This is a genomic window from Bradyrhizobium sp. P2_E8, from assembly GCF_056403875.1.
The window spans coordinates 1-10,311 of sequence record NZ_JBFUES010000156.1; the positions used below are offsets into that span (position 1 = coordinate 1).

The 10,311-nt window shown below is 64.2% G+C and carries 11 protein-coding genes and 1 pseudogene; 9 read left to right on the forward strand and 3 right to left on the reverse strand.

All coding sequences use genetic code 11. From position 1 onward, the window contains the following. Positions 1 to 56 precede the first annotated feature (56 nt). The 7 genes from fliQ (at position 57) to AC1D00_RS11490 (ending at position 5,141) form a co-directional block, all read left to right on the forward strand. Entirely contained in the window at positions 57 to 323 is a 267-nt protein-coding gene (fliQ, locus tag AC1D00_RS11460; protein ID WP_008130649.1) for a flagellar biosynthesis protein FliQ, read from the forward strand. A gap of 76 nt (positions 324 to 399) precedes the next feature. Continuing rightward, entirely contained in the window at positions 400 to 2,481 is a 2,082-nt protein-coding gene (gene flhA, locus AC1D00_RS11465; RefSeq protein WP_477010751.1) for a flagellar biosynthesis protein FlhA, read from the forward strand. Continuing rightward, on the forward strand, positions 2,478 to 3,230 hold the full coding sequence (gene fliR / locus AC1D00_RS11470) for a flagellar biosynthesis protein FliR (protein ID WP_135175729.1): 753 nt from the start codon (positions 2,478 to 2,480) through the stop codon (positions 3,228 to 3,230). The genes flhA and fliR overlap by 4 nt, the downstream gene beginning before the upstream one ends. A 5-nt stretch (positions 3,231 to 3,235) precedes the next feature. Beyond that, positions 3,236 to 3,655 (forward strand): hypothetical protein, encoded by a 420-nt coding sequence (locus AC1D00_RS11475; RefSeq protein ID WP_135175728.1) that lies wholly within the window; start codon positions 3,236 to 3,238, stop codon positions 3,653 to 3,655. Continuing rightward, complete coding sequence (locus AC1D00_RS11480; protein WP_167770977.1) at positions 3,652 to 4,131, forward strand: rod-binding protein; 480 nt, start codon at positions 3,652 to 3,654, stop codon at positions 4,129 to 4,131. Before AC1D00_RS11475 ends, AC1D00_RS11480 begins: the two co-directional genes overlap by 4 nt. 42 nt (positions 4,132 to 4,173) lie before the next feature. Further along, positions 4,174 to 4,686 (forward strand): flagellar biosynthesis protein FlgN, encoded by a 513-nt coding sequence (locus AC1D00_RS11485; RefSeq protein ID WP_135175726.1) that lies wholly within the window; start codon positions 4,174 to 4,176, stop codon positions 4,684 to 4,686. Further along, on the forward strand, positions 4,683 to 5,141 hold the full coding sequence (locus AC1D00_RS11490) for a hypothetical protein (protein WP_135175725.1): 459 nt from the start codon (positions 4,683 to 4,685) through the stop codon (positions 5,139 to 5,141). The genes AC1D00_RS11485 and AC1D00_RS11490 overlap by 4 nt, the downstream gene beginning before the upstream one ends. Positions 5,142 to 5,352: 211 nt before the next feature. Here AC1D00_RS11490 and AC1D00_RS11495 read toward each other — a convergent pair whose 3' ends face one another. Next, positions 5,353 to 6,123, reverse strand: a complete 771-nt coding sequence (locus AC1D00_RS11495) for a response regulator transcription factor (protein WP_027546136.1) — start codon at positions 6,121 to 6,123, stop codon at positions 5,353 to 5,355. An 822-nt stretch (positions 6,124 to 6,945) separates the two neighbouring features. On the opposite strand from AC1D00_RS11495, the gene AC1D00_RS11500 reads away from it, so the two are divergent. Further along, the gene (locus tag AC1D00_RS11500) at positions 6,946 to 7,893 is read left to right on the forward strand and encodes a hypothetical protein (RefSeq protein WP_404553427.1); all 948 of its coding nucleotides are present in this window, start codon (positions 6,946 to 6,948) and stop codon (positions 7,891 to 7,893) included. A 13-nt stretch (positions 7,894 to 7,906) separates the two neighbouring features. Here the strand turns inward: AC1D00_RS11500 and AC1D00_RS11505 are convergent, their stop codons facing one another. Next, positions 7,907 to 8,485, reverse strand: a complete 579-nt coding sequence (locus AC1D00_RS11505; protein WP_135175722.1) for a MarR family winged helix-turn-helix transcriptional regulator — start codon at positions 8,483 to 8,485, stop codon at positions 7,907 to 7,909. Between the two features lie 640 nt (positions 8,486 to 9,125). On the opposite strand from AC1D00_RS11505, the gene AC1D00_RS11510 reads away from it, so the two are divergent. Further along, complete coding sequence (locus AC1D00_RS11510) at positions 9,126 to 10,013, forward strand: dienelactone hydrolase family protein (RefSeq protein ID WP_477010752.1); 888 nt, start codon at positions 9,126 to 9,128, stop codon at positions 10,011 to 10,013. Between the two features lie 58 nt (positions 10,014 to 10,071). Here the strand turns inward: AC1D00_RS11510 and AC1D00_RS11515 are convergent. Then, positions 10,072 to 10,311: pseudogene (locus AC1D00_RS11515) on the reverse strand (serine hydrolase domain-containing protein); the annotation flags it as partial.

A 10,311-nucleotide genomic window follows, 5' to 3' on the forward strand; every position in this document is an offset into this window, starting at 1 on the left:
ACCCTCGAGAACGGCACGAAAGTCGCGATCGGGCCCGGGCTCACGATCAGCCAGTCATGAACGAGCGGGACGCCCTCGACATCGTCCAGGCGGCGATCTGGACCATCATCGTCGCCTCCGGGCCTGCCGTCGGGGCGGCGATGCTGGTCGGCACCATCATTGCACTGATCCAGGCGTTGACCCAGATCCAGGAGGTGACGCTGACCTTCGTTCCGAAGATCATCGTCATTCTGGTGGTCGTCGCCATCTCCGGCTCCTTCATCGGCGCACATCTCTCCACCTTCACCGAGATGGTCTATTCGCATATCGAGCGCGGCTTCTGAGCCGCGAGGCCTCGGCCACCACCCTCGCGTAAGCTTTGCGCGGCAGATTACCGGGCGGACCCTCTGCCGGTGACCCATGGCCGATACGTTAGCTGCTAGCCTGCCAAACCCGCGACGACTCGGGGCGGATGCCTTTTTTGCAGGCGGCATCGTGGCCATGCTCACGATCCTGTTCCTGCCGATACCGCCGATCCTGATCGATCTCGGCCTCGCCTTCTCGATCGCGCTGTCGGCGTTGATCCTGATGGTCGCGCTGTGGATCCAGCGGCCGCTCGACTTCTCCGCCTTCCCGACCGTGCTGCTGATCGCAACGATCCTGCGGCTGGCGCTCAACGTCGCGACCACCCGCCTGATCCTGTCGCGCGGCGGCGAGGGCGAGCAGGCCGCGGGCCATGTCGTCGCCGGCTTCTCGAAATTCGTCATGGGCGGCGACTTCGTCATCGGCCTGATCATCTTCGCGATCCTCGTCACGGTGAATTTCGTCGTGATCACCAAGGGCGCGACCCGTATCGCGGAAGTCGGCGCCCGCTTCACCCTGGACGCCATTCCCGGCAAGCAGATGGCGATCGACGCGGACCTGTCCGCGGGCCTGATCGACGACAAGGAAGCCCAGCGCCGGCGCAGGGAGCTCGAAGAGGAGAGCGCATTCTTCGGCGCCATGGACGGTGCGTCGAAATTCGTCCGCGGCGATGCCATCGCCGGCCTGATCATCACCGCGATCAACATCTTCGGCGGCATCATCATCGGCGTCACCCATCACGGCCTGACGCTGTCGCGCGCCGCCGACGTCTATACGAAGCTCTCGGTCGGCGACGGTCTGGTGTCGCAGATGCCGGCGCTGATCGTGTCGCTGTCGGCGGGCCTGCTGGTCTCCAAGGGCGGCACCAGGGGCTCGGCGGAGCAGGCCGTGCTGCGGCAGCTCAGCGGCTATCCGCGCGCCGTGTCGGCCGCCGCATTGATGATGTTCGTGCTCGCCTTCATGCCGGGGCTGCCGATGGCGCCGTTCGTGCTGCTCGGCGGCGTCATGGCCTTCGTCGGTTACACGCTGCCCAGGCGGCAGGCGGCGCGGGAGCGGAAAGAGGACGCGCGCAAGGCCGACGAACGCACGCAGGCCGAGGCCAAGGAATCCGTCAAGGAATCGCTCAAGACCGCGGAAATCGAACTGGCGCTCGGCGGCCACCTTTCGGTCCATCTGCTGGGCTCGCRCACCGAGCTTGCCCATCGCGTGGCCAAGATCCGCAAGAAGTTCGCCAAGCAGTACGGCTTCGTCGTTCCCGAGATCAAGCTCACCGACAATCTGTCGATCGATCCCAAGGGATACCAGATCCGGATCCACGACACCCGCGTCGCGCATGGCGAGCTCAGGCTCGGCGAGGTGCTGGTGCTGGTCGACAAGGACGGCAAGCCCGACGTGCCCGGCGAGGAGGTGATCGAACCCGCCTTCGGCATGAAGGCGCTGTGGGTGACGGAAGCCTTCACCGACGAAGTCAGGCGGCAGGGCTGCAAGCCGGTCGACAACCTGTCGGTGCTGCTCACGCATCTGAGCGAGGTGATCAGGGCGAATCTCGCCCAGCTCCTGTCCTACAAGGACATGCGCGCGCTGCTCGACCGGCTCGATCCCGAATACAAGCGCCTGATCGAGGATCTCTGCCCGTCACAGATCTCCTATTCGGGCCTGCTGTCGATCCTGAAGATCCTGCTGGCCGAGCGCGTGTCGATCCGTAATCTCCATCTGATCCTGGAGGCGATCGCCGAGATCGCGCCCCATGTGCGGCGCTCCGAACAGGTCGCAGAACATGTCCGCACGCGTCTTGCCCAGCAGATCTGCGGCGACCTCTCCGACAACGGCGTGCTCAACGTGGTCCGCCTCGGCAACCGCTGGGATCTCGCCTTCCACCAGAGCCTGAAGCGCGACCCCAAGGGCGACGTCGTCGAATTCGACGCCGATCCGCGCCYGATCGAGCAGTTCGCGACGGACGCCAGCGCCGCGATCCGCAAGTTCACCGAGAACGGCACCAGCGTGGTGCTGGCGGTGACCCCGGAAGCCCGACCCTATGTCCGGATGATCCTGGAGCGGGTGTTCCCGACACTGCCGGTCCTGTCGCATGTGGAAGTTGCGCGCAGCGCCGAGATCAGGGCGCTCGGAGCCATATCGTGATCAGCAGCCTCGCCGACAGCGTGCTGGTGACGTTCATCGTGTTCTGCCGAATCGGCGCCTGCCTGATGTTCGTGCCCGGCTATTCCAGCGTCAACGTTCCGGCCCAGGTCCGCCTGTTCATCGCGCTCGTCACGACGTTTGCATTGACGCCGATCCTGATCGCGGTCCTGAAGCCTCTGACGGACAACGCGGCGCCGCTGACGCTGGCGCTCCTGATCGGCTCCGAGATCCTGGTCGGCAGCGTCATCGGCCTCGGCGGGCGCGTGTTCTTCCTCGCGCTTCAGACCATGGCGACCGTGATGGCCAGTGCGATCGGGCTGAGCAACATCCCGGGCACTCCGATCGCCGACACCGATCCGGCGCCGGCCCTGGTGCCGCTGATCATGGCGTCCGTCACCACGCTGTTCTTCATGACCGACCAGCACTGGCAGGTGCTGCGCGGGCTGATGAACTCCTACGACGTCTGGCATCCCGGCGACAGGCTCGGCGGCAGCATGGCGCTCGACCAGCTCGTCGGCCGCCTGTCGGAGGCGTTCGTGCTGACACTGCGGATCACGAGCCCCTTCATCGTCTATTCGGTCATCGTCAACCTGGCGGTCGGCCTGATCAACAAGCTGACGCCGGCGATTCCCGTCTACTTCATCTCCGTGCCTTTCGTGCTGTTCGGCGGCTTCCTGCTGCTCTATCTCACCAGCGACGAGCTCTTGACGCAATTCATGCTCGGCGTCTCGTCCTGGCTGGCGGAATGACCATCATGAGGTCGCGCGCAGACAAGCTCGGTCGGATGGTCTCGCTCGTGAAGCTCCAGCTCCGGCTGTCCGAATGGCAGCTCGCACACTTGCGGCAGCAGGAGCGCAGCTTGCAGGACGAGCAGGAATGGCTGGTCGGGGCGCTGAACGAGGGGAGGCCGCCGGCGGGATCGTCGAGCGAGTCGATCGCGCGGCGCCTCAACAGGACGAGCGTCGGTGCGCGCGCCGTGAAGGAGCAGGCTTCGCGGCAGCTCGACCAGGTTCGTGCGGAGAGCCGGCGTGTGAAACAGCTCGAGGAAGTCGCCAAGGCGGCGCTCGCGGACAAGCTTCGCGAGGCGGAAAAGCGCTCGCTCGAGGAGATGACAGGAACAAGCCTCACCGTGCGCGAGTGGACGCCACGGCCAGCCAGCCGGAACAAGACATGATCGTGACCGCGACGCCCGACCTCGTCCTCGACGTTCTCGAGGCCGCCGACCCCGTGACGCAACGCGCGGCGACCGCGAAGCTCGATGCGCTGAAATCGTCGAACGCCGATTTCGCCGCCACGATGGACGCGGAGGCCGGCAAGGCCGAGGCGGCTACTGCCGGTCAACCCGCGGCGCAGGTTTCCGAAGCGCAGTCGGGGGCGGTGAACGGGGCCCCGGTGCAGGTGATCAAGGCGCCGGCGTCCGGCGACGTCTACCGGAAGTTCGAGGCGTTCATCCTCCAGACCTTCGTCGAGACGATGCTGCCGAAGGAATCCGAGGAACTCTTCGGCAAGGGGACCGCCGGCAGCGTCTGGAAGTCGATGCTGGCGGAGCAGCTCGGCAACCAGCTCGCGAAGGGCAAGGGCATCGGCATTGCGAGACAGCTTGCCGGCGCGCATCCGGAGGGACCGGACGTGACGGGGAAGGCCGGATGATGATCCGAGAATGGGTGACAGAAGTTGAGGGGTGAATTTCCAATGCAGGCACAAGAAGGCGCGGCAGCCCTGGTGATGGAGCAGCCGGTCGTGGACACCGGGGCAATGACGGTTGAAGCAGCATCGGACGATGCGCTGTTGCCCGTGCTGCTGTCGAACGTCGGCGGCGAGGCGGTGGTCGACGGCGCCGAGGCGGCGAGAGCGGACGAGGTGCGCGGCCTTCTGGCGGCGATCCGCCGGCTCGAGGCTATCGTCGAGGAGGAGACGGTTGCGCTCGCTACGGGCAAGAAGATCGATTTCGACGACTTCAGCGCCCGCAAGAGCCGGAGCATGCTCGAGTTCGTCCGCCTGATGCGGGCGCGGATGCATCTCGGCAGCGAGGTTGAGATCACCGAGGAGATCCAGCGGTTGCGCGAGAAGCTCGAGCGGAATCGTTCCATCCTCGAAATGCACTACGACGCGGTGCGCGAGGTCGCGACCATCATCGTCAAGGCGATCAGGGATGCCGATTCGGACGGCACCTACACCGGTCGCGAAGCGCAGGACGGAAAATGATCAGACTCGTGCTTGCCGGGCTCTGGGTCTGCATCCTCACGGCAGGCACGAGCTACGCCGTGGCCTATTGGAAGGAAAACGGCAGCCTGCTGCCGGCAAAGGACGCATATCTCGATGGGCTCCAATACCAGAAGACGCGGGCGCTGAGCGTGCCCATGGTCGAGAACGGCAATGTGCAGGGCTACATCGTCGCGCGCTTCGTCTACACCGTGGAGGCGCGGACCATGCACCAGCTCAACGTTCCGCCGGAGCCGTTCGTCGTCGATGAGGCCTTCCGCAGGATCTATGCCGACGACCGCCTCGATTTCAGGAAGCTCGCCCGTTACGACCTCTCGATCCTCACGACGGGCATCAAGCAGCGCGTCAACCAGCGGATGCAGGCCGACGTCGTCCAGGACGTCCTGGTCGAGGACTTCAACTACGTCTCGAAAGAAGAATTCCAGCAAAAGCCCTAGAGCGTGGTCCGGACAGGCGCGAAGCGGCTTTCCGGGAGGACCATGCTCGACCAGGATTCCAAAGCGGGCCTGATCTCGTCGCGCTTTGGTATGGCGGCGCCTCGTGCCGCGAGGCCTGCGTTCTGCCGTCTCCGCCGCTGAAAGAGCAGCGGCCTCTGCGAAGGTGCTCCGCAGAGGCCGTTGTCGTTTTCCGCGGCAGCGCTCTGCCGCGTCAGTTTCCGGCTGGATAGGCCGCCGGGACGGCATGCGCCCTGTTGAGGAGGATGCCGACCTCGTCGAGATCCTGCATCGGCACGTCGACGGTCTCGCCGGCGGGGATGTTGAGGCGGTATCCGACGTAGCGCCGGGCCACGATCGCGTCGAAGCCGAGGCGGTCGCGGAGCTTCTTGCGCAGTTTGCTGACGTGGCTCTCGATCACGCTCTCGTCGAAGGTCGACTCGAAGATGCCGTAGACCGCGTTGAAGATCTGCGTCTTGGTGATCCACTTGCCGTGGTTGCTGACCATATATTCGAGAATGCGCAATTCGCGGCGGGGCAGGGTGAGGGCGTGGCCCGCGATCTCGGGGTCGCGTCCGTTGAAGAAGACCTGGATCCTGGTCTCGCAGGGTCTCGGTAGCTCGCCCACCCGGCGGCGCGCGATCGCGGCCGTTCGGGCGAGTATCTCGCGCAGGTGAATCGGCACGTACACGACGTCGTCAACGCCCGATTCGAACAGCTCCAGCGTGCTCTTGAGCATCTTCTGGCCGCTCATGGCGATGATGGGCGCCGAGGAGCGCTTGCGCATCGCCCGCGGCAGGCTTCCGCGGGCGTCGCAGTCCCCGAGGAGGAAGGCGTCGACCGCTGCCAGGTCGGATTCACTCGCAGATTGCAGCCAGTCCCAGAATTCTCCGGAGGAGAAGCCGATCGACGATACGCCTTCGCGAACGAGCCCTCCAACATAGCTGTTCGCGACGCTCTCGCGATCATCAACGATAATATACATCAGTCTTTCGCCCCTGTTTCGCACTTGTCGCGGCCGGTGGGTTGTTGTGATGCCCGGCCCGGCGACCATGCTGTTTGACGATATTTCCATCCCGCGAACCGTTGTTATGGTTTCGATATTCGCGGGCAGCCCTACGCACTCAGTGCCTGCGTTTTCCGCGGGCCTGTTACTTCGACTCGATACTGAACGCTTACTGCGTGAGGCCCGGCGGGTGTCTTGCGGATCACCTCGCGGAGCGGATTGAGACAGCGACCTAGAACAGTTGCGTCAAGTTGCTTATCACGTCCGAACGCTACCGAACTTTGCTGATCTCCTCGCCAACTGGCGAGAATCACTTGAGTAGGACCGTAACAATTGCCGATTTCCGATCAAGCGCGCGCAACAAAGCGATTGCTATGTGTGTTTGATGCTGTTGGTTTGTTTCGAGTTGTTTCTTGATATATTCAAACGTATCAGTTGATTTGGATTCCGAACTAGTTTTGCACCGTGACGGTTCTATAGTTCCGCATCCCCGTATAATCACAGCTGTTTTGGGTGCTGCTGCGGGGTAGGCGCATGGAGGGGTTTTCAACCCCGGATTGACTCTCTCCACCGCTTTTCCACATGCGACAATTCGACTCATGTACGGCGAGGCGACTCCAGCTTGGCGAAATCTTGGCGAGGGTGTGTCTTTCGAGTCGCACTCTCGCCACGTGCGTGACGCTTTCGACTCATGCGACGTCGCGTCGGGCGCGATGAAAAGTTTTCGATGCGCACGTTTCGGGCAAGCTTCGACAAATAAATTCGTCGTTCGATAGATCGAACCGAACGGAGCATTCTTGCATGTTGTCCGATGGAAGAGCTCGTCCCAACGAGACTGCTGACGTTTCCGCGGCGGCGAAGCCGGCTCCGGCGCCAGGCAATACAAAGGACAACGCGACGCAAACGGCCAAGCCCGCCGCGAGCGCGAAGCGTGCGTCGGCTGCGGCGAGCGACGAAGCGTTGGCGAAAGAGGCGCTCGAGGGGCTGAAGCGCATTCGCGCCAAGGCGCGCCTCGACAAGATGGCGATACCCAAGCCTGCGCCAGTCGTGATGAAGCCGGCAGTGATCGTGGCCAAGCCGCCGCCGCCCCGGCCGACCTGGGTCGCGCCGCTCGCGACATTGGCGGTCGCCGCCGTGCTGGTGGTCTGCGCCTGCACCGGCGTGATCGCCTATCTCACCACGCAGCCCGCCCAGAACAATGTCGCGGCCAATACGGAGATCAGGAATCTGCGCGAGACCGTCGCCCAGTTACGCAAGCAGGTGTCGGGCGTGTCCGAAAATCTCGACGGCCTGCGCACCGCGGTCGATCAATCGAGCAAGGCGACCAATGATCGCTTCGGCAGGTTTGCGGAGAATCTGGACCGCATCGAGCGGGTGAGCTCGTCCTCGACGGTGAAGCTCGACAAGCTCGCCCAGGCGCAAGCCCAGGCTCCGGCGCCGACTTTGGCGCAATCGCAGCCGTCACAGGCCGCGCCCATGATGGCTTCGCTCGCAGCGCCCGAGGTCACGGGCTCGGTGCCTCCCTCCGAGCGCGCATCGGCGCCGCGGAAGGTGGTCAAGGGCTGGTCGGTGCGCCAGGCCTATGAGGGGATTGCGATCCTGCAAAGCCCGAACGGCGTCATCGAGGCCGTGCTGGGGCAGCAGGTGCCCGGCCTTGGCCGCATCGAGGAGATCCGGAACGAGAACGGGCGCCTAGTGGTCGAATCCAGCGGGGGCGTGATCTATTCGTCGCGCAAGGCAACGCCCTGATCGACGGCGCCCTCTATTGGCGGTGATGCTCGAAGCTGGTGCATAGCAGATCGACCTCCGGCTCCGCGATCGGCGCGCGAAACAGGCGGCAGCTGAACTCGACCGTCGTCTTGCCGTCCGCCGTGGTGCGATCTTCCCGGAGGAAGATGCAGCGCTTGCAGATGTCGGTATGGTGCCGCTGCTCGGCCGCGTCCGACTGGTCCAGCACGTGGCGGAGCGCGTCGCGGAAGCGGATCTTGGCCTCGTCGTCGAGAACGGCAATCGCCTCGACGAGAACGCTGACGGGGTCGCGCGCCAGGAACTTCTTGCCCTGCTGCGTGACGCTCAGCATCACCGACCGCTTGTCCTTGGCCGAGCGCTTTCGCTCGAGATAGCCGAGCCGCTCGAGCTCACCGATGATGAACGAGGCGGTGCCGCGCGTGGTGCCGACGTAGCTCGCGAGCGCCGAGGGCGTGCGGGAGAACCGGTTGGCGCGGGAGAGGAAGCGCAGCGCCATCCACTCGCGGTCGCGCAAGCCGTGCTTGGTGCCTTCGAACCACAGGATTCGTGCGACCTGCTCCAACAGTTCAATCGATTCGCGAGCCAAATTCATTTCACATCCAGGTCGGATAAAGCTTTATTCAATTGAGCCTTCGGGTAGCGCAATCTGGGTGGACGAGAATGAAACTCTCGGGCGATCCTTGGGCCGGACGGCGGGGCGTACTTGGAAGACGTCTCTCCGTTTCCGGAGATGGAACTTCCGGCCGTGGAACTAGAGCGTCACAAAGAAAGTTCGAGTAAACCGCACGGCTCAACTCTTCTGAAAATTTCAGTCAAATGACGGCGGCTCGCGTGCGGGATTCCGATAGCGCGCAACATCCGGGCAACATGATGTGTCGTTGCGGCCACCATGGAGCCCATTTGTTGCGGCGAAGCGTTTCGAATTGCGCGAAGGGGCGGAGCGCCTGCAACTTCTGACCGCGTGAGGTGCGGCGGAAGAACCCTCGTTTTCGGTTAACGGATGTTGCGCCGCAGCGCAGCCACGCGGTTAAATCGGGCACACGATCAAATCCGGAAAGCTTGCGCGTGGCCTTGCGCGCGGACGATCGCCGGCCCGCGGCATCATCTCGATCCGGCTCATGCAGGCCTGAAGACTACATGCTCGCAGGCTGGTGATTTGCGTTTCCCCGGCGACTATTGGCGAATGCGTCGCCCCCGGGGGTACCATCGCAGGCAGCAGGAAGGATAGACTGATGAGTTTCGAAACGACCATGACATCCGACGTCGTCGGGCTGACGAAAGTTGCCCCGGTCTCGCGCCGCGGATTCATGAGTGCCACCGCGGCTGTCGCCGCCGGCTACACGCTCGCGGCAGGTCCAGTCCGTGCCGACATCATCACGACGGACACCAGCGGCCTCCAGGCCGGCGACGCCAGGATCAAGGTCGGCTCCGAGGAGATGCCCGCCTATTTCGCCCGCCCCGCCGGCAACACCAAGGCGCCGGTGATCATCGTGGCGATGGAGATCTTCGGCCTGCATGAATACATCAAGGACGTGACGCGGCGCCTGGCCAAGCTCGGCGCCTTCGCAATCGCGCCCGACTATTACTTCCGCAAGGGCGTCGACCTGACCAGGGTCACCGACATCAAGGACCTGCTGGCGGTCGTGAATGTCAAGCCGGACGCCGAGCTGCTGTCCGATCTGGATGCGACGGTGGCGTGGGCGGGATCGCAGGGCGGCGAAACCGCCAAGCTCGGCATCATCGGCTTCTGCCGCGGCGGGCGCACCGTCTGGGAATATGCCGCTCACGGCGGTACTCTCAAGGCGGGTGTCGCCTTCTATGGGACGGTGGTCGACCCCGCCAACCCGCTGTGGCCGAAGAGCCCGCTCCAGCTCGCACCCGAGATGAGGGCACCCGTGCTCGGCCTCTATGGCGGCGCCGATACCGGCATTCCCGTCGCCCAGGTCGAGCAGCTCAAGGCGGCGCTCGAGCAGAACAAGAAGACGGCTGAATTCAAGATCTACCCCGAAGCGCCGCACGGCTTCCATGCCGACTACCGCGGCAGCTACCGCAAGGACGCCGCGGAAGATGCCTGGAAGCAGGCCGAGGCCTGGTTCAAGAAATACGGCGTCCTAAGCTGACGCTGGATTCTAGAGGGCGGCCGATCGGCCGCCCTTTCTCTATCAAGGTGCGCTGACGCTACTTCACCATCGCGCCATAGACGATGTCCTGGACCTGTTCGCGATAGTATTTCCGGAGCTCACCGGGCGCCGCCGTTCCTACCACTACGACAAGCCGCTCGTTGGGATCGCAGAAGAACTGCGTCCCGAACGCGCCGTTCCAGGTGAACTCGCCGGGATTGCCGGGGACCGACGACAGCCCTTCGCTGGTGCGGACCGCAACCGCGAGGCCAAAGCCGAAACCCGCGCGATGCGGCTC